The following is a 17,319-nucleotide window of genomic DNA, read 5'->3' on the forward strand; positions in this document are numbered from 1 at the left end:
CGCACGGTCGATATGGATGAAACGTCCGACCGACGTCGTTCTATCCATCATGACACGGGTTCGCCATTGGATGAGTTTCACGAGAGCCTCGTTGCGCTGCTTCCGCGCCTGCGACGGCTCGCCCGTGCCCTGGCCCGATCCGAAGTCGACGCTCATGACCTGGTGCAGGACACGGTGGAACGGGCCCTGTCGAAACGATCCGGCTTCCGCCCCGGCACGCGGCTGGACAGCTGGACCTTCACCATCATGAGACGCCTGTTCATCGATCAGGGACGGGCACGCACCCGTTGGGGCCGCGTGGTTTCGCCCGCCACCGAGGCGACCGAGGCGGTAGCCGACGCCAGCATGGCCGGCGAGGGGCTGCGTGCCGATGCCCTGGCCGTACGGACGGCCATCCACGCCCTGCCGCGCGACCAGCAGCTGGCCGTGGCCCTGGTCCTGATCGACGGCCTGTCCTACGCCGAGGCAGCCGTCGTCGCCGGGGTGCCGGCAGGCACGCTGACCAGTCGCCTGGTCCGGGCCCGCCAGACCCTGATCCAGACCCTCGTCGCCCAGGGAGTGAGCACATGAGCATCGATGACCTGACCCTGATGGCCTATGTCGACGGCGAACTGGACCCGGCGGCCCGGGACCGGGTCAAGGCCGCGATCGCGGCCGATGCTGACCTGCGGGCCCGGGCCGAAGCCCTGGGCGGGGTTCGTACGGCGGCCCGCGACGCCTTTCCGATCGCCGTCGACCCGCTCGACCTGGCCCTGGCCGCGCGCATCCGGGCGGCCCCCCCCAGGGCCCGATGGTTCGCGCCGGGGCCACTATTTTCCGACCGGCTGCGCCGTCCGGCCCTTTGGGCCGGTCTGGCCGTGGCCGGCTTCGCCGCTGGCATCGGGGTCGGCTGGCTCGCGCCCGGCGCGACGCCGGACGGGCTCGTCCTTCAGCCCGGTGGCAGAATTGCCGACGGAGCCCTGACCCGGGTGCTCGACAGCCGTCAGGCAGCCGAGGGTGCCGACGCGTCGGGACGACGGGTGACCCTGACCTTCCGCACCGTCAACGGCGACTGGTGCCGGACCTTTGCCGCTGAGGCGGACGGCGTGGCGGGCCTGGCCTGTCGCGAGGATGGCCACTGGCAGGCCCGGGTCATCACGCCCTGGGCTGCCCCCGGTACGGAAATTCGCACCGCAACCGTCGACACCCCGGCAGCCATTCTGGCGGAGGTCGACGCCCTGATCAGCGGACAGACGCTCGACGCCGCCGCCGAAGCCGAACTGCTGGCGAGGGGTTGGCCTCAGCCCTGAACACCGGATCGGGATGAATCCGCCCGCCTCCATCGTTGGACCCGAAAAGGCAGTTTTGCCGCCATCGATGGAAAGCCGGGTGAACGCAGACCAATTCAGACAAAGAGCCGCCGTCTGGCGGCAACGCGCCGTCTGTCAGCCTGAGGGCCCGGCCCGGGACGCGGATTTGCGACTGGCCGGGGAATATGAGCGTCTGGCCGACAGTGTGTCCGCGGCGGACGCCGCAGCCGTGACAGACGACCGGCCGCCAGACCCGCCCGGGGACAGCAGTATCAAGACCTGAGCGGTGCGGGACCGGCTTTGCCGTCGTGACCTGGCCGGGTCCCGACAGCACAGGACGCGGACGTCGATCAGCCGCCGGCGACCCGTTCAGGGATCGCTGCTGGATCGGCTATCAGGAAAAGGAATGGTGGACGCGACAGGGATTGAACCTGTGACCCCCTCGATGTCAACGAGGTGCTCTCCCGCTGAGCTACGCATCCGCCGAAACGGTTCCGGACAGGTCCGGAACGGGAAGGAGCGGTCTATAACCCGGTCGCCGCGGGAACTGCAAGCGCCAAGACGCCGCAAGCGCTCACAAAAGAATTTGAACGTCCGAAGCGCCCGGGCTGACGGCCGGTCTAGGCGGCGACCATCCGCTCGACTTCAGTCACCAGGTCCCTGAGGTGAACGGGTTTGGACAGCACCTTGGCCTGGGGTGAGGCCTGGGCCGCGGTCAGGGCCACGGCGGCGAAACCCGTGATGAACATGATGCGGATACCCGGCTGGCGGGCGGCAGCGACACGCGCGACCTCGATGCCATCGGCTCCGGGCATGACGATATCGGTCAGCAGCAGGTCCCAGGGACCCTGATCCAGCGCATCGATGGCGTCGTCACCATTCTCGCAATCGACCACCGAATGGCCAGCCCGCTCCAGGGCCCGCGTCAGGAAACCCCGCAGCGAACCATCATCTTCAGCCAGCAGAATTCGCGCCATGCCCAGGTCATCCCTTGATCTTGAACCGGGAGGCTAGGCCCGGAACGGTAAACCGGCCATGAAAAACAGCACTATCCCCGGGCCCGACCTGTGTACCTTTCCGGGGAATGATGCGGACACGTCGGCCATGGACCCACAGATGACAGACGCGGCACTGGACGCGGAGGGATCAACGGCCTGCGGCGGATTCACCATCAGCCCGGCCCTGATCCCGCCCGGACCGTTCGTGTTTGCCTCGCCCCACTCGGGTCAGGCCTGTCCCGCCGATCTCGGCGCGCGGACGGATCTCCCGCCGCAGAGCCTGCACAGCACGGAAGACGCCCTCGTCGACCGGCTGATCGCCTGCGGGCCCGGTCACGGAGCCGTCGTCATCGCCGGGCAGATCACCCGCGCCTATCTTGACCTGAACCGCGACCCGGTCGAACTGGACCCCCGACTGGTCAGCGATGTCGCCAGGGGGCCGCTCTCGGCCAAGGTCGCTGCGGGCTTCGGTATCCTGCCGCGCCTGGGTGGGGACGGCCGCCCGCTGTATGACCGCCTGCTGCCGTTGCAGGAGGCCCGGGACCGGATCGCGCGGGTCCACACCCCCTATCACGCGGCCCTCGCCGGCCTGATGCAGACCACCCACGCCCGCCACGGCCGGGCCGTCCTGATCGACTGGCACTCGATGCCGGCACGGATCAATGGCGGGGTAACCGGCCCCGATGTCGTGCTCGGTGATCGCTACGGGACCAGTTGCGCGACGGGTCTGACCCGCCGCCTGCGCACCGCTTTCGAACAACTGGGCTGGCGGGTGGCACTGAACCAGCCCTATCCGGGCGGCTATTCCACCCGAATCTGGGGTCGACCGACTGACGGTTTCGAGGCCATCCAGATCGAGTTGAACCGCGGCCTGTATTTCGACGAGGTGACCCGCCAGCCCGGCCCGGGCTGGTCGCGATGTGCCAGCGGACTGCAGAGGGTGATCGCCGGCCTGTGTGCCGCCACGCCATAAAAAAATGCCGCACCCGGGGGGCGCGGCATTGAAGTCTATAGGGAGGAAACGCCCAGGAAGGGCATGACGCCCGGAGGCGTCGTCAAGAAAGTTAGGTTGCAGCGCACAATCCGTCAAGTGGCCATCTCGCACCTGCGATCACGGCCTGTTACGGCATATCTCACCGCATTTCAGCATCCATTGTCGCCACAAGCGCATGATCCATGCCGGGATTCGATTCATTGCGGCAGGATCGCGATCTATTTGATCTCCAGCAGCCGTCGCGCGGTGCGGACGGCCCGGGCCGCGGGCGAACCGGCCTGCCGCCAGATCAGCAGGGCAAAGGCCGAGGTCACGCCAGCCGCCAGCCACCAGGGCCCGAACAGCCAGGCCGCTGAGGCGAGGGCAAAATAATAGCCGCGCACCCCCTGGCTGAAGGCGCTCAGGGCCGGGTTCAGCAAGGCCGCCGCCGCCTCGCCCAGGGCGGCACGATCAGCCTCCTCGGCGATTTCCGGGGCCGCCCCGATCAGGGCCAGGGTGTAGTTGAGCTGACGGATCGACCAGATGAAGTCCAGCAGCCCCCGGGCCAGGCAGACCAGAATCAGCGCCAGCTTGCCCTCCAGCAGATGCAGGGGCACAGCCTCGGCCCCCACGGCGGCCACGCCGCGCAGCGCACCCTCGCCGCCGAACAGTATGCCGCCGACGGCCGCGATCAGCAGCAGGTTGGTCGAGGCGAAGAACGACGCCGAATTGATCGTATGACCCATCAACTGGCTGTCGACGATCCGGACCTCACGATGGACCATCACCCGCATCCAGGCCCGCCGGACCAGGATCATGTCGTCATTCAGCGTGCCGCTGCGCCGCGCCAGGACGTCCAGCAGTGGGCCGTAGCCGAGCCAGCACACCATGAAGAGGCCCAGGGCCGCGATATCAGGGATCGTCATTGTCCGCTCCTTGCGTCCGGCTTCGCCATTGTCCTGCCGCCGGACGGGTGCAGGAGCAAGTCAGCCTTGCTCCCCGGTCCGACCCGGACTATCACGCCCGCCTCCCCTTCGCAGTTGCACAATACGGTTCAACCATGAACATCGACGCCATTCCCGTCGGCCCCAATCCGCCCTGGGACCTGAATGTGATCATCGAGATCCCGCAAGGCGGTCTCCCGGTCAAATACGAGATGGACAAGGAGTCGGGCGCCCTGTTCGTCGACCGCTTCCTGCACACCGCGATGTATTATCCCGGCAACTACGGGTTTGTTCCGCACACCCTGTCGGACGATGGCGACCCCTGCGACGTCATCGTGCTGAACCCGACCCCGGTCGTGCCGGGTTGCGTGATCCGTTCGCGCCCGATCGGCGTGCTGATCATGGAAGACGAAAAGGGCATGGACGAGAAGATCCTCGCCGTGCCGGTCGACGCCCTGCACCCCTATTACACGGACATCGCCAGCTATCGGCAGCTGCCCAACATCATGGTCGAGCAGATCCAGCATTTCTTCACCCGCTACAAGGATCTGGAGAAGAACAAGGAAACCTCGGTCAAGGGCTGGGGTGACGCTGGAGAGGCCGCCGAGTTGATCGTCGAGGGTATGCGCGCCCACCAGGCCAAGCTGAAGGCAGCGATCGAGGCCAACGCCGCCTGAGGCCCCCGACTCCCGCCCCGTCCGGGGCGGGAGAATTACGATGTCGCACTTCCCCTCCGCGCCATCTCCGCTATGTCTGCCCCATGGCCGCTGCCGACACTCCCGCCGAGACCTTCAAGCGCGCGCTGGCCCATGCGGCCCGCGCGCTGGCGGAGCAGTCCGAGCTGGAGGTGGTCTTCGGCTCCGACGGCCCGAAACTGCATAACGGCCTCCTGACCCTGCCACATCCGCCCCGGGACCCGTCCGGCCCCGACAGCGCCACCCTGCGTGGTCAGGCCGACCGCCTGGCCCTGCGCCTGGCCAATCACGACGAGAGCCTGCACAGCCGTCTGCGTCCGGCCGATAGCCGCGCCGCCGAGGTGTTCGAGGCGGTCGAACAGGCCCGAATCGAGGCCGTCGGCTCCCAGTCCCTGGCCGGGGTGCGCGCCAATATGGGCGCGGCCCTGCTCGCCCGGCTCGAAAAAAGTGGTGCCCTGCGCGCTGCGGACGCCGAACAGGTCTCCGTGCCCGAGGCCCTGGCCCTGATGGTGCGGGAACGGCTGACCGGCCTGCCCACTCCCGACGGGGCCCGGGCCATGGTCGATCTGGTCCGCCCCGACATCGAATCCCGCGCCGGAGACCAGCTGGACGCCCTGGCGGCGACCGCCGACGACCAGCAGGCCTTTGCCCTCAAGCTTCGTGACGTCCTGCGCGCGCTGGACATGGATCCGGGCGACGGGCGGGGCGACGACGCCTCCGAGGACCAGGGCGAGGACGAGCCCGACCCGCAGGAGCCGGACGCCGCCGACGATCAGGACGACGAGGAGGACTCCGGCGGCGAGGGCGGCCAGTCGATGGAGGGCACCTCTGACGACCAGTCGGCCGAGGATGAGCGCGACGCCCGCCCTGATGGCAGCCCGGCCGATCCTGACGGAGACGCCGCCGAGGACGGGCCCGAACTGGACGACGGCTCGCTGCCCAACCGGCAACAGACCGCCGACGACGGCCGGGCGATCGATGCCTACAGGGTCTTCACCACGGCCTTCGACGAGGTCATCGACGCCGCCGACCTGTGCGACCCTATGGAGCTGGACCGGCTGCGCGCCCTGCTGGACCAGCAGCTGACGGCCCTCAGCAGCATCGTCTCCCGCCTGGCCAACAAGCTGCAGCGGCGGCTGATGGCCCAGCAGAACCGCAGCTGGGCCTTCGATCTCGAGGAAGGCGTTCTGGACACCGCCCGCCTGACCCGGATCATCACCGACCCGACCGCGCCCCTGACCTTCAAGGCCGAAAGCGAAAGCCCGTTCCGCGATACGGTGGTGACCCTGTTGCTCGACAATTCCGGCTCGATGCGCGGCCGCCCGATCATGGTGGCGGCGGTCTGCGCCGACATCCTGGCCCGGACGCTGGAGCGGTGCGGGGTCAAGGTCGAGATTCTCGGCTTTACCACCCGCGCCTGGAAGGGCGGCCAGTCCCGCGAGGCATGGATCAGCGCCGGCAAGCCGGCCATGCCCGGCCGGCTCAACGACCTGCGCCACATCATCTACAAGGCGGCCGACTCGCCCTGGCGGCGCGCGCGCAAGAACCTCGGCCTGATGATGCGCGAGGGACTGCTCAAGGAAAACATCGACGGCGAGGCCCTGACCTGGGCCCACGACCGCCTCAAGGCCCGGCCCGAATCGCGACAAATCCTGATGGTCATCTCCGACGGCTCACCGGTCGATGACTCGACCCAGTCGGCCAATGCCGCCCTGTATCTGGACAAGCATCTGCGTCAGGTGATCGAGGAGATCGAGACCCGTTCGCCGGTGGAACTGATCGCCATCGGCATCGGCCACGACGTGACCCGCTGGTATCGCCGCGCCGTAACCATCGTTGACGTCGAACAGCTGGGCGGAGTCATCATCGAAAAACTGGCCGAACTGTTCGACGCCAAGCCCAAGACGATCGAGCGCGGCGGTGGCCGGCCCCGGCCCCGGAGAGCCGCGTGAGCCTTTTCAGACGCCTTGGAGCCCTGGCCGCGACCCTCGCCCTGGCCGCCTGCGCCAGCCTGCCCGCCCCCTATATTCCGGAGGCCGTCGACGGCTGGACCCCGGTCGCGGCCCGGATTCGCCCCGTCGGCCTCGGCCTCCTGCCGGGCGCGCAGCTGTCGCCGGGCGTACGCTTTGCCGGTGGCATCGATGTCATCAGTCCCGAAACCACCCCGCTGCATGGCCTGTCGGATCTGAAGATCCTCGACGGCGACCTGATCAGCGTATCGGACTCCGGCGACCTGGCCCGGGCCCGGCTGCGGCTGGACCGTCACGGTCGCCTGACCGGCCTGGACCAGCCCCGCGTCCGCCGTCTGACCCTGACCGACGGCAGCCCGATTACGGAAAAGGTCGATGGCGATGCCGAAGGCCTGGTCATCACCGCCTCGGGGGATCTGCTGATCAGCTTCGAGCGGGACCACCGCATCTGGAACTACGGCCCGGTCGCCCGACCCGGCTCGCGGCCGGTCGCCGTCGCCGCCCCCGACTTCGCCTTTCCGGGAAATGACGGAATGGAGGGCCTCAGCGCCGGGCCCGGCGGCTGGCGCGCAGTGGGGGAATCCGGTGGCGTCTGGGACTGTTCACCGGCCGGCTGTCACACCATGGTCGCGCCGCCCGAGCCACTGCTGGCCGATTCCGACTACCGGATCACCGGACTGGACAGGGATCCGGCCGGCGCCGGCTGGTTCGTGGTCCAGCGCCGGTTCCAGGCCCCGGCCGACGTGCGGGCCCGGGTGCGGCATATGGCGGGCGACGGCAGCCTCGGCCCGGTTCTGATCGAGCTGAAACACCCTGGAACGGTCGACAATTTCGAGGGGATCGCCGCCGTGGCCACGCCGGCCGGAACGCGACTCTATCTGCTGTCCGACGATAATTTCAGTGAGACGCAGCGCACCCTGCTGCTGGCGTTCGACGTGGTCGTCGCCCGCCACTGACGGCCGCACCGGCCGGCGGTCAGACCCGTTCGCTGACCTTGATCGCCACCCGGCATCCGGCCTTGATCACTGCGCTCAGCAGCCGGTGACCCGGAGCGTCGCGGCTGCCCTGTTCAACCGCATGGTCATGGTGCGCCAGTTCCTCGTCGCGGAACTGCGTCAGTTCGGCGGCCAGGGCGGGATCACGGTCGGCCAGTTCAGCGATCTGTTCGGCATAGTGCTGCTCGATCACGCTCTCGACCGCCTCGGTACAGGCATGGGCCGCCTTCTCGCCCATCAGGGCGGTCCCGGCCCCGAGCGCGGTCGCCGCCAGACGCCAGACCGGGGTCATCAGGGTCGGCCGCACCCGTTCAGCGTTGAGCAGGGCGTCAAACCGCGCCAGATGCACGGCCTCCTGCTCACCCATCTCGCCCAGGTCGGCAGCCAGGGCCTCATGGCCGACCCGCCCGCGGAACACCGCCTGCTGGGCCCGGTAGATGTGAACAGCGGCATATTCCCCGGCGTGATCGACCCTCAGGATCTCGGCCCGGCGCGCGCGACCGGCTCCCCGACCCGGACGGGGCAGGGGAATACGGCAATCGTCGGCGTCATTTTGCGGGGGCACGGGCATCCTTGGGCCGTTTGGCGGCGAGCAGGCTGATGATGGCGAGGACAGCCGATATCAACGCATTCCACCCTGCCATGGACAGGCCCAGCCAGCTCCATGCCACGGCGTCGCACATCGGCACCCGTGCCACCGGACCGGTGCCAAGGGCGAGAGAGTTAAGGGCCGCCTCAAGATCCAGCCCGCCGGCCCCCGCCGCACAGGTCGCCGGCAGCTCCCACCAGTGCAGTTCGCCGCCCGCATGAAAGGCGGCCGTGACCGTGCCGGTCAGGAAGACAAGAAACAGCAGGAAGGACGCAATCCGCGGTGTACCGCGGCTGGCCCGGCTGACCAGGGCCCACAGGGTCGCGGCCAGGGCGATGGTCACCGCCCCCCACAGGACCTCGCGCTGCCGCAGGCACAGATTGCACGGCGACAGCCCGGCAAAGCGCTCGAAGGCATGGGCCGTCGCCAGCATCGCCAACGAAATGCCGAGTGCGAAGGCGGTCCACCAGCGGGTCAGGAGACGAAACAGGTCGGTCATCGGCCTAGTCATAGACCGCTGCGCGGGGTCCGTCGATGGATCGCTACAGCAGCTTCACCAGAGCGATCAGGGCGACCAGCAGGACCACGCCGATGATCGAAAACAGGGCCAGGCGTTTTTCCACCACGGCCAGCATCGCCGGGCCGAATTTCTTGAGAATCCAGGCCTCGAAGAAGAACCGCCCCCCGCGCGTCACCACCGAGGCGGCAATAAAGACCGGGAAGCTGAACGCGGCCAGACCCGAGGCGATGGTCACCAGCTTGTAGGGGATCGGGGTCAGACCCTTGATCAGGATCACCCACAGGCCCCAGTCGGCGAACCAGGACCTGAAATGCTCCAGCCCGTCGCCGTGCCCCATCAGATTCAGGACCCACAGGCCCACATCATTCAGGAAATAGCCGATCGCGTAGCCGAGGATTCCCCCCAGCACCGAGGCCGCCGTGCAGACTCCGGCATAGAAATAGGCCCGCTCGGGCCGCGCCAGGATCATCGGGCACAGCATCACATCGGGCGGAATCGGAAAGAAGGAACTCTCGGCGAACGAGACGACCGCCAGGGCCGGGGTTGCGTGTCGGCTTCGCGCAAGCGCGAAGACCCAGTCGTACATCTTGCGAAGCATGGGGTCCTTTCCGGTCGTCACACCGCCTCTAGCAGGCGTCGCGGACGGACGCACCCTCCAGATCGTGTTCGGGCGGCGGGTTGGCTAAGGCGGTCCGGATCACTAGGTTCCGCGCCACAGTGCGGCGTGACGCCGCCACCCCTTTCAGGAGACGCTCCCATGCATGACGCGCCCCAATCCGATGCCGCCGTCCGCCTCGACCAGGAAAATCCGCTCGGCGTCGACGGTTTTGAATTTGTCGAATTCACCGGCCCCGAGCCCGAGGCCATGGTCAGCCGGCTGGAGCTGATGGGCTTCACCCCGACCCATGTGAACCCGAAGACGGGAGCCGTGCGCCTGAAACAGGGCGACATCACCCTGATCGTCAACCGGACGCCCAGGGGCCAGGCGGCGGAATTCGCCCGCGAACACGGCCCGTCGGCCAATGGTATGGCCTTCCGGGTCTCCAATGCGAAAGCCGCCTTCGAGGGCGCGGTGAAGCGCGGGGGTCGCCCGGCCGAAAACACCGGCGGCGGGGCCCTGGGCGGCGACTATCCCTACATCCTGCAGGGCATCGGCGGGTCGCTGCTCTATCTGGTGGACCGCTACGGCGAGGCCGGTTCGCTCTATGACAGCTGGGACGAGATCGAGGGCTGGGAAGAAGCCGAACGCAAGAACAACGTCGGCCTGTTCATGCTCGACCACCTGACCCACAACGTCCGGCGCGGCCAGATGCGCACCTGGTCCGGCTTCTACGGCGACGTCTTCGCCTTCGAGGAGCAGAAATATTTCGACATCAAGGGCAAGGCGACCGGCCTTTTCTCCCAGGCCATGATCGCCCCCGACCGGGCCATCCGCATCCCGCTGAACGAGAGCCAGGACGAGAATTCCCAGATCGAGGAATTCCTGAAGCGCTACAACGGCGAAGGCATCCAGCATATCGCCCTGGCCACCGACGACATCTTCGAGACGGTCGAAGAGCTCAGGCGTCGCGGTATCCCCTTCCAGGATACGATCGAGACCTATTTCGAACTGATCGACAAACGCCTGCCCAACCACGGCGAGGACGTAGCCCGGATGCGGCTGAACCGGATTCTGATCGACGGGTCCGATGAGGAGGGCCTGCTGCTGCAGATCTTCACCCAGGACACCTTCGGGCCGATCTTCTTCGAGATCATCCAGCGCAAGGGCAACCAGGCGTTCGGTGAAGGCAATTTTCAGGCCCTGTTCGACTCGATCGAGCTGGACCAGATTCGTCGTGGCGTCATCAAGGTCGACGCCTGAGTTCCGCTCGGGGTCGGACGCGGTCGCAAGAACCCGCGCCGATCCTGCCGGCCATGCTGCAACGCTAATCCTGCCCGGGAGGGGCCCGTCATGAAGTCCGCCATCCTTGCCTTCTGTCTGGCCACCGGTCTCGCCGGGGCCGCCTCCGCCCAGGAGGCCCCCGCCTGGTCCTTCGCCATCCACGGCGGGGCCGGCGTCATCGAACGCGCCGATCTGTCGCCGGAACAGGACGCCGCCTATCGCGCCGCCCTGCACCGTGCGCTGACGGCCGGGTCGGCGGTACTGGCCGCCGGTGGCTCGTCGCTCGACGCCGTTCAGGTCGCCATCGAGTTGATGGAGGATGATCCTCTGTTCAACGCCGGACGCGGGGCGGTCTTCACCGCCGCCGGACGCAATGAGCTGGACGCCGCCGTGATGGACGGTTCGGACCTGACCGCCGGGGCCGTCGCCGGCCTGACCACCACCCGCCACCCGATCGCCGTCGCCCGCGCCGTGATGGAACAGTCGCCGCACGTCATGCTGATCGGTGAGGGGGCTGACACCTTCGCCGCCTCGGTCGGGCTGGAACAGGTCGATCCGTCGTTCTTCTTCACCGAGCGCCGCTGGCGCGGCCTGGAAACTGCATTGCGGGCGCAGAACCTGCCCATTCCGGAACGGCCGGCGGGCGCGCCCGGGTCGATGGCCGAGACCACCCTGCCCGCGCCGCCGCTGAACGAGCGCAAATTCGGCACGGTCGGTGCCGTGGCGCTGGACAGTCAGGGCCGGCTCGCCGCCGGCACCTCGACCGGCGGCATGACCGCCAAACGCTGGGGCCGGGTCGGTGACGTGCCGGTGCTCGGGGCCGGAACCTATGCCTCGAACCGGGACGGCTGCGCCGTCTCGGCCACGGGCTCGGGCGAGTATTTCATCCGCGCCACCGTGGCACGGGACATCTGTGCGAGGACTCGGGCTCTGCGGGACTCTCATGGAGCTGATGTCGCGGCCGCCCTCACGCAGGCCGACGCCGCCGATCGCGCTTCGGACAGAGATACCCTCCACATGGTTCACGAACGCTCGCCACACCAGGCCGCGGCCGAGGCCGAGATCGCCGATGTCGGCTCCCTCGGCGGCGACGGCGGAGTCATTGTGATGGGCCTGGACGGAACACCCGCCTTCGCCATGAACACCTCCGGCATGTACCGCGGTGCCGTCTCGGCCGAGGCGCCTGCCCGGGTCGCCATCTACGGCGACGAGGCCCTGCGCCCGTGAGCCAGCGCGACCATCCCGGCGTCGTTCTGCCGCCGCCGCTGATCTATTTCGGCTTCCTCGCGATCGGCTGGGGGCTGCACGTCTGGCTGAAGGGCCCGGACCTGGGTCTGACCCTGGAGTTCCGGCGCGGTCTGGCCATCGGCCTGATCATCGTCGGCCTGTTGCTGGATGGTATGGCGGCGGGCCTGTTCCGCCGCTGGGCGACGGCCGTCGAGCCTTGGAAGCCGTCGACCACCCTGGTCACCGACGGGCCCTTCCGCTTCAGCCGCAACCCGATCTACGTCGGCTTCGCCATCACCTATGTCGGCCTGGCCGTGGCCATGGACAGCTGGTTCGCCCTGGGCCTGCTCTTCCCCTGCCTGCTGGCCGTCGACCGTTTTGTCATCGCCCGCGAGGAACGCTATCTGGGCGCCAAATTCGGCGCGGCCTACCAGGCCTATTGCGCCCGGGTCAGGAGATGGCTGTGACCGCCTTTGTTGCCGACGACGAACTGTCCACCATGGCCATCGAGGAGCTGGACTCCGCCTGCGCCCTGAAATGGCCGGAGCTGAAACGGATCACCCCCTGGGGCGACACCTTCACCGGCTTCGCTCCCTCGGGTCGCGAGGTCGAGATCGAGCGTCGCTACCTCTGGTCCCATGAACCCAAGGGGGCCATCGCCGTCGAGATCGAGGTCCGCGTTGCCGGCGGACAGCAGGCAGCCGAGGCCCGGGCCCTGATCACCGCCCCCGACTGACCCCGTTCACCGACCCGCGTTAACCTTTTCGATTGCCAATCCGGCTGGCGACGGCAACATGCGGGCGCACAACTTGGGGCATCGGCTGAATGACGCACTATCCGTCAGAGTTTCAGAACGGCGGGGGATTCGACACGGTCGCGCCGGACGTCTTCTTCAGCCTGTCGCCGGTCCTGCTGGCCGGCTTCCTGCTGCTGCTGGCCCTGGCCATTGTCCTGACCTGGTTCGCCCGTGACCTGTTCGGCCGCAAGGATTCCGACGCCGCCGACGAGATCTGGACCGCCATCCACACCGCCTGCCTTCTGGCCATGGGAGCCAACAGCGACCAGCTGCTGGCCCGGGCCAGGGCCCTGCGTGAGGAGATCACCGCCCGGTTGGGTCCGGTCCTGAACCTGGCCGGAGGACTGAACACGCCGCTGGGGCCTCTCGACAAGGCCATCAAGGGCAAGATCAAGGATGACCGGGCCGTGGCCACCGCCGCGGCCTGCGCGCCCCACGTGACCGTGCTCCAGAACAGCCAGATCGTCGTCAATGGCGAGGATTGCGGCGCGGCCCCTGCCGCCACTCCACCCGCGCCCGCACCGCCTGTGACGGACCGCGACATGACGGACGCCGAACGCGCCGCTGCCCTGCGCAGCGCCATCGGGACCTTTCACGACCACTGGTCCCAAAAGGCCCTGCGTCTGGACGAACTGCGCAAGGCGCGCCATGCCCTGTGCCACACGGCCCCGGTCGAACAAGCCGCGCATCACTGACAGCGAACAGTTTCCTCCCGGATCAAAACCGCCTAAGCCTGAGCTATGAAACTCGCCTCGCTCAAGCACGGCCGGGACGGCCGCCTCGTCGTTGTTTCCAGGGACCTGCACTGGTTCACGGACGCCTTCCTGATCGCCCCGACCCTGCAGGCGGCGCTCGATGACTGGGCGCGCTGCGAACCGCTGCTGCGGGCCCTCGCTGAAAGTCTGGAGCATGAGGGCGTGCCGCGTGGCCGCTTCCACGAACGCGAGGCCGCCGCCCCCCTGCCCCGCGCCTACCAGTGGGCGGACGGCTCGGCCTATGTGAACCACGTCGCCCTGGTGCGGCAGGCCCGCAATGCTGAAATGCCCGACAGCTTCTGGACCGACCCCCTGATGTATCAGGGCGCGTCCGACTCCATGCTGGGCCCGCGCGACCCCATCCCCCTGGCCGATGAAGCCTGGGGCTGCGATCTCGAGGCCGAGGTCGTGGTCGTGACCGATGACGTGCCCCAGGGCGTCTCGGCCGAGGCGGCCCTGAGCCATGTCCGCCTGATCGGCCTGGTCAACGACGTGTCCCTGCGCAACCTGATTCCCGGCGAACTGTCCAAGGGCTTCGGCTTTGTCCAGTCCAAACCGGCCTCGGCCCTGTCGCCCGTCTTCGTCACCCCCGACGAACTGGGCCCGCGCTGGAACGGCGGCAAGCTGCACGGCACCCTGGCGGTCCAGCTGAACGGCAAGGCGTTCGGCAAGGCCGACGCCGGCGTCGACATGACCTTCGACTTCGGCACCCTGATCGCCCATCTGGCCAAGACGCGGTCACTGTGCGCCGGCACCATCATCGGCTCGGGCACCGTCTCCAACCGCGACACTGACGGCGGTCCCGGCAAGCCGGTGGCCGACGGCGGCCTCGGCTATTCCTGCATCGCCGAGGTCCGCACCGTTGAGACCATCCTGCGCGGCAAGGCCGAGACTCCGTTCCTGAAACACGGCGACACCGTGCGGATCGAAATGCTGGACGACACCAACCACTCGATCTTCGGGGCCATCGAACAGACCGTGGCCCCGCCGGCCTGAGGCCCCACCCTTCCTGTATCCTTCGCCATGACCAGCGTCGGCCCCGCGCATGAGGCCACGACCATCAGGGCGGCCAAGGCGGTGAGCGGGGATTTGCGGGACATGACGACCTTCCTTTGCTGAGCGCGACACACGGGAGAGGACCCGGGGGCGTCCTGCAGATGCAAAAGCCAGATTAAGCTTTGGTCAGGCGTAACCGGTGCATCCGCCACTCCCGCGTTGACGGGATCGGACCCTCCGGGCTACCACCGCCGGGTCCGGCGCGATGGTGTGCGGACACTGCGGGCGTGGTGGAATTGGTAGACGCGCTGGACTCAAAATCCAGTTCCGAAAGGAGTGCCGGTTCGACCCCGGCCGCCCGCACCATCTTTCTCGAAATCGAGACGGCCGATCAATCAGATCAGACCGGCAGCCCCGGCGCTGCGGTACAGCATGTAGAGTGCCACCACGAAGATCAGGGCCGCGAACACCGTCGTCAGCGCTCCGCGCCGGTCAGACAGCATCTTGGCCAGACGCGCGCCGCCCAGACCGCCCAGCACGCCCCCGGCGATGAACACCGCCGCCAGCGGCCAGTCGACCCAGCCGGAGACCGCATAGTTGAGCGCCGTGGTCAGGCCGAAGGCCGTGACCCCGACCAGGGACGAGCCGATGGCATTGTAGATCGGCATCCGGGTCGACCACATCAGACTGGGCACGATCAGAAACCCGCCACCGATGCCGAAGAAGCCGGACAGGATGCCGGTCGCCGTCCCGGTACCGATCAGTTTCGGCGCATTGCCGCGTGTCAGCTGGACCGTCGGATCGCCCGTCGAGCCGCGCCCCTTCAGCATCATCACACCGACCACCAGCATCAGGCCGGCGAACAGGGCCAGCAGGGTCTCGCCGTTGACCGCCTTGCCCAGGGTCGAGCCCAGCAGCGCCCCGATCACCCCGGCCACGGCGAACAGGCCGGCGATTTTCCATTTCACCGTGCCGCCCCGGGCATGGTTGACCAGATTGGCCGCGGCATTGGCGGCCACGGCGAAGGCGCTGGTGCCGATGGCCAGATGCGGATCACGCACCCCCACCACATAGACGATCAGCGGCACGGCCAGGATCGAGCCGCCGCCGCCGACCAGCCCGAGGGAAAACCCGACCAGCCCGCCCGACCCCGCTCCGAGAAGATACTGGACCAGGCTGAGATGGGGCGCGATCTCCACGTCAGGCCGGGCCGTTCTCGAGCCGCGGCCGCAGCGGCGACAGGTCATAGCCGGCGGCCCGGGCCGTTTCGATCAAATCTCCGGCGGGGCGTTCGCCGGCATTGGCCAGCCCCCACAGGCAGGTCGTGCGCGTGCCACTGCGGCAGAAGCCGAGGATCGGGCCGGGCATCTCGTCGAGGGCCGCCCGCATGGCCGCCGCGGCCTCGGGGCCCATGCTCGCTCCGGTGACCGGGATGTGCCGGAAGGTCAGCCCCTCGGCCTCGGCCGCGGCCTTCACCTGCGCGGCATCAGGCTGGCCCGGCTCCTCACCATCCGGCCGGTTCGAGATTATCGAGCGATAACCCAGGCCGGCGATGGCCTTCAAATCCTCCAGAGCAATCTGGGGGGCGGCCGCCAGCCGGTCATCGATCTTGCGGATATCCATAACGTCTTCCTTCTGATTCCCGGGCCCGGATCGGCCGGGACGTCACAACAGGTTCAGCGGCACCTTCAGATAGCGCACGCCATTGTCCTCGGGCGGCGGCAACTGGCCGCCGTTCATGTTCACCTGCACCGACGGCAGGATCAGTTTCGGCATCGACAGGGTGGCGTCGCGCGCCGTGCGCATGGCGACAAACTCGTCCTCGCTGACGCCGTCGCGGATATGGATATTGCCGGTCCGCTCGGCTCCGATGGTGGTCTCCCAGGCGTAGGTCGTGCGCCCGGGCGGTGCCATGTAGTCGTGGCACAGGAAGACCCGCGCCTCATCCGGCAGCGAGGTCAGCCGGTGGATCGACCGGTACAGGGTGCGGGCGTCGCCGCCGGGGAAGTCACACCGGGCCGTGCCGTAGTCCGGCATGAACAGGGTGTCGCCGGGAAAGACCGCATCGCCGATCATATAGGCCAGACAGGCCGGCGTATGGCCGGGCACATGCAGCACCGCCGCCTCAAGCCCGCCGATGGTGAAGCTGTCGCCGTCGCGGAACAGCTCGTCGAACTGGCTGCCGTCGCGATGGAAAGTCGAGGGCTCGTTGAAGATCTCGCCGAAGGCCTGCTGGACCTGAACAATCTCGCCGCCGATCGCCATCCGCCCGCCAAGGGCCGCCTGCAGATAGGGGGCCGCCGACAGATGATCGGCGTGGGCATGGGTTTCCAGCAGCCATTCGACGGTCAGCCCCTCGCCGCGCACATGGGCGATCAGGGCGTCGGCCGATCCGGTCGAGGTCCGGCCGGACGCGGCGTCATAGTCGAGGACGCTGTCGATGATGGCGCAGGCGCTCGACCCAGGGTCACGCACCACATGGCTGATGGTATAGGTGGCCTCATCGAAGAAGGAGGTGACGACCGGCCTGGACGTCGGGTCCGAGAGCGCCGCCTGCACCACCTCGGCGGCACGGTCGCGCGCGGGATCGGCGGCAGAACGGGGCATCGGGCAACTCCATATTGGCGTTGTTTGAAGTCTATATCTTTTCATAGTTCGCGCAAGTATGTAGTTTGTTCTGCGCGACCCGC

General features: G+C 68.1%; 20 protein-coding genes and 2 tRNA genes. 13 read left to right on the forward strand and 9 right to left on the reverse strand.

The window, feature by feature from the left end; all coding sequences use genetic code 11:
• The first annotated feature begins 66 nt into the window (after positions 1-66).
• Both PSV00_RS14850 and PSV00_RS14855 read left to right on the forward strand, forming a co-directional pair.
• Entirely contained in the window at positions 67-570 is a 504-nt protein-coding gene (locus PSV00_RS14850; RefSeq protein WP_300448770.1) for an RNA polymerase sigma factor, read from the forward strand.
• Positions 567-1,289 (forward strand): hypothetical protein, encoded by a 723-nt coding sequence (locus PSV00_RS14855; RefSeq protein ID WP_300448771.1) that lies wholly within the window; start codon positions 567-569, stop codon positions 1,287-1,289. Before PSV00_RS14850 ends, PSV00_RS14855 begins: the two co-directional genes overlap by 4 nt.
• A gap of 407 nt (positions 1,290-1,696) precedes the next feature.
• Here PSV00_RS14855 and PSV00_RS14860 read toward each other — a convergent pair.
• Positions 1,697-1,771, reverse strand: a tRNA-Val gene (locus tag PSV00_RS14860).
• Between the two features lie 138 nt (positions 1,772-1,909).
• Positions 1,910-2,266 (reverse strand): cell cycle two-component system response regulator CpdR, encoded by a 357-nt coding sequence (cpdR, locus tag PSV00_RS14865; protein WP_300448772.1) that lies wholly within the window; start codon positions 2,264-2,266, stop codon positions 1,910-1,912.
• A gap of 139 nt (positions 2,267-2,405) precedes the next feature.
• On the opposite strand from cpdR, the gene PSV00_RS14870 reads away from it, so the two are divergent.
• The gene (locus PSV00_RS14870) at positions 2,406-3,260 is read left to right on the forward strand and encodes an N-formylglutamate amidohydrolase (RefSeq protein ID WP_300448774.1); all 855 of its coding nucleotides are present in this window, start codon (positions 2,406-2,408) and stop codon (positions 3,258-3,260) included.
• A 239-nt stretch (positions 3,261-3,499) separates the two neighbouring features.
• Here PSV00_RS14870 and PSV00_RS14875 read toward each other — a convergent pair whose 3' ends face one another.
• Entirely contained in the window at positions 3,500-4,186 is a 687-nt protein-coding gene (locus tag PSV00_RS14875; RefSeq protein WP_300448777.1) for a DUF599 family protein, read from the reverse strand.
• A gap of 134 nt (positions 4,187-4,320) precedes the next feature.
• Here PSV00_RS14875 and ppa point away from each other — a divergent pair, with 134 nt between their 5' ends.
• The 3 genes from ppa to PSV00_RS14890 all read left to right on the forward strand — a co-directional run bounded on the left by ppa (position 4,321) and on the right by PSV00_RS14890 (position 7,825).
• The gene (gene ppa, locus PSV00_RS14880) at positions 4,321-4,881 is read left to right on the forward strand and encodes an inorganic diphosphatase (protein WP_300448779.1); all 561 of its coding nucleotides are present in this window, start codon (positions 4,321-4,323) and stop codon (positions 4,879-4,881) included.
• Between the two features lie 83 nt (positions 4,882-4,964).
• The gene (gene cobT / locus PSV00_RS14885; protein WP_300448781.1) at positions 4,965-6,851 is read left to right on the forward strand and encodes a cobaltochelatase subunit CobT; all 1,887 of its coding nucleotides are present in this window, start codon (positions 4,965-4,967) and stop codon (positions 6,849-6,851) included.
• A complete protein-coding gene (locus tag PSV00_RS14890; protein WP_300448783.1) occupies positions 6,848-7,825 on the forward strand; it encodes an esterase-like activity of phytase family protein in 978 nt (325 codons plus the stop codon). Before cobT ends, PSV00_RS14890 begins: the two co-directional genes overlap by 4 nt.
• Before the next feature lie 19 nt (positions 7,826-7,844).
• Here the strand turns inward: PSV00_RS14890 and PSV00_RS14895 are convergent, their stop codons facing one another.
• From PSV00_RS14895 to PSV00_RS14905, 3 genes are read right to left on the reverse strand one after another with little or no spacing between them, the layout of a single operon-like run.
• A complete protein-coding gene (locus tag PSV00_RS14895) occupies positions 7,845-8,429 on the reverse strand; it encodes a demethoxyubiquinone hydroxylase family protein (RefSeq protein WP_300448786.1) in 585 nt (194 codons plus the stop codon).
• A complete protein-coding gene (locus PSV00_RS14900; protein ID WP_300448789.1) occupies positions 8,413-8,952 on the reverse strand; it encodes a disulfide bond formation protein B in 540 nt (179 codons plus the stop codon). The genes PSV00_RS14895 and PSV00_RS14900 overlap by 17 nt, the downstream gene beginning before the upstream one ends.
• Before the next feature lie 43 nt (positions 8,953-8,995).
• A complete protein-coding gene (locus PSV00_RS14905) occupies positions 8,996-9,571 on the reverse strand; it encodes a YqaA family protein (RefSeq protein ID WP_300448792.1) in 576 nt (191 codons plus the stop codon).
• A gap of 159 nt (positions 9,572-9,730) precedes the next feature.
• Between PSV00_RS14905 and hppD the strand changes: the two genes are divergently transcribed.
• From hppD to PSV00_RS14940, 7 genes are all read left to right on the forward strand, one after another.
• Positions 9,731-10,834 carry a 4-hydroxyphenylpyruvate dioxygenase gene (gene hppD, locus PSV00_RS14910; RefSeq protein ID WP_300448795.1) on the forward strand — a complete coding sequence of 368 codons (1,104 nt, stop codon included), beginning with the start codon at positions 9,731-9,733 and terminating at the stop codon, positions 10,832-10,834.
• Positions 10,835-10,924: 90 nt separating this feature from the next.
• Positions 10,925-12,082, forward strand: a complete 1,158-nt coding sequence (locus PSV00_RS14915) for an isoaspartyl peptidase/L-asparaginase (protein ID WP_300448797.1) — start codon at positions 10,925-10,927, stop codon at positions 12,080-12,082.
• Positions 12,079-12,549 carry an isoprenylcysteine carboxylmethyltransferase family protein gene (locus PSV00_RS14920; RefSeq protein WP_300448799.1) on the forward strand — a complete coding sequence of 157 codons (471 nt, stop codon included), beginning with the start codon at positions 12,079-12,081 and terminating at the stop codon, positions 12,547-12,549. Before PSV00_RS14915 ends, PSV00_RS14920 begins: the two co-directional genes overlap by 4 nt.
• Positions 12,546-12,818 carry a hypothetical protein gene (locus tag PSV00_RS14925; protein ID WP_300448801.1) on the forward strand — a complete coding sequence of 91 codons (273 nt, stop codon included), beginning with the start codon at positions 12,546-12,548 and terminating at the stop codon, positions 12,816-12,818. Before PSV00_RS14920 ends, PSV00_RS14925 begins: the two co-directional genes overlap by 4 nt.
• A gap of 89 nt (positions 12,819-12,907) precedes the next feature.
• Positions 12,908-13,573, forward strand: coding sequence for a hypothetical protein (locus PSV00_RS14930; RefSeq protein ID WP_300448803.1), 666 nt, complete (start codon positions 12,908-12,910; stop codon positions 13,571-13,573).
• Between the two features lie 45 nt (positions 13,574-13,618).
• Entirely contained in the window at positions 13,619-14,629 is a 1,011-nt protein-coding gene (locus PSV00_RS14935) for a fumarylacetoacetate hydrolase family protein (RefSeq protein ID WP_300448805.1), read from the forward strand.
• A gap of 281 nt (positions 14,630-14,910) precedes the next feature.
• Positions 14,911-14,995, forward strand: a tRNA-Leu gene (locus PSV00_RS14940).
• A gap of 29 nt (positions 14,996-15,024) precedes the next feature.
• Here the strand turns inward: PSV00_RS14940 and PSV00_RS14945 are convergent.
• From PSV00_RS14945 to PSV00_RS14955, 3 genes are read right to left on the reverse strand one after another with little or no spacing between them, the layout of a single operon-like run.
• On the reverse strand, positions 15,025-15,822 hold the full coding sequence (locus tag PSV00_RS14945) for a sulfite exporter TauE/SafE family protein (RefSeq protein WP_300448974.1): 798 nt from the start codon (positions 15,820-15,822) through the stop codon (positions 15,025-15,027).
• Between the two features lie 7 nt (positions 15,823-15,829).
• Positions 15,830-16,252: a TIGR01244 family sulfur transferase gene (locus PSV00_RS14950; RefSeq protein ID WP_300448807.1), complete on the reverse strand. Its 423-nt coding sequence runs from the start codon at positions 16,250-16,252 to the stop codon at positions 15,830-15,832.
• Between the two features lie 42 nt (positions 16,253-16,294).
• Positions 16,295-17,236: an MBL fold metallo-hydrolase gene (locus PSV00_RS14955; protein WP_300448809.1), complete on the reverse strand. Its 942-nt coding sequence runs from the start codon at positions 17,234-17,236 to the stop codon at positions 16,295-16,297.
• Positions 17,237-17,319 lie beyond the last annotated feature (83 nt).

The sequence above is a fragment of the Brevundimonas sp. genome (assembly GCF_029945885.1).
Taxonomy (GTDB): Bacteria; Pseudomonadota; Alphaproteobacteria; order Caulobacterales; family Caulobacteraceae; genus Brevundimonas.